The following is a 1,066-nucleotide window of genomic DNA, read 5'->3' on the forward strand; positions in this document are numbered from 1 at the left end:
GCATCATCCAGTTCGTAACGCAGGCGCAGCCCAAGCTCACGCTCGGCCTTCTCTACCGACGGAATGTAGCGATCAACCCGCTCACTGCTGATTTCTGGCACCTGGGCAGGCACGCCGCACGCCTCCGCGACACGCTGGGCCAGCTGCCCCATCAACACCGCATGCCCTGAGCCAACGTTGTAGACAGGACATGTCGTATCAGCATGCGCGCACATCGTCATCAGCCATTCCACCAAATCATCCGAGTGCATGTAGCTGCGATAGACGCGATGCTGCGCCTTGACCTGAATCGGCCGCCCGGCCAGACCGTCGGCGATGAAATTGCCAATGGCAAAGTGCTGGTCACGCGGCAACCACGGACCTACGAAGGCGAAACAACGCGCGATCGACAGCTGCAGCCCCTCGGTCGCCAGCGCCTGTACGGCCGCTTCGGCATCACGCTTGGCGCAGGCGTAGTCACGCTTGCCTTCTGGAATATCTGCCGGGTCCGGAACGACGTAGTCTTCCGATAAGGCGTCCAGATCTGCCGCTTGCGTGCCATACACGGCACCAGAGCTAACGTAGAGAATCTTGCTGTCACGGTGAAAGCGGCGCGCCAGATCGCAGTAGTTGTAGGTGCCTGCCTGAATGTTGCGACGCTCTTCAAGGGGCTGCGACAGATAACGCGCAGCATCCGTGGAGGCCGCTGCGTGAATCACGAAATCGGCCGGCGGCAACGTGTCGACGCTGGCGATGTCGGCATCGAGCAATTCAACCCGATCAGACAGTAATTGCGGGACCTCGCTACGTAATCGCGAAGCACTGCGCGCCATGGCGATGACGCGGCCTACGCCCCAGGGCGCAAGCCCACCGCGCTGAAACAGGTCAAGAATGGATTTGCCGAAGTAGCCGCTGCCACCGATGACGAGCAGTGTTTTCACAGGTTTTCCGCCACAAGATACTTGGCGACACGCTGGTACTGTTCTTCCGGCAAGTCCGGCGTCATACGATGCAGGGGATTCGATTCCATGCCGCCGTCCGCTCGCACACGACTTGAGATCTTGGGGAAGTAGGTCTGCTCCGGGTC

The 1,066-nt window shown here is 60.5% G+C and carries 1 protein-coding gene; it reads right to left on the reverse strand.

Features of this window, described 5'->3' with window-relative positions:
* The coding region (locus ABDB84_RS19995; protein WP_345921547.1) for an NAD-dependent epimerase/dehydratase family protein at positions 1–920 on the reverse strand (920 nt) is incomplete at its 3' end.
* Between the last annotated feature and the right edge of the window lie 146 nt (positions 921–1,066).

The sequence above is a fragment of the Uliginosibacterium sediminicola genome, from assembly GCF_039631295.1.
Lineage (GTDB): Bacteria > Pseudomonadota > Gammaproteobacteria > Burkholderiales > Rhodocyclaceae > Viridibacterium > Viridibacterium sediminicola.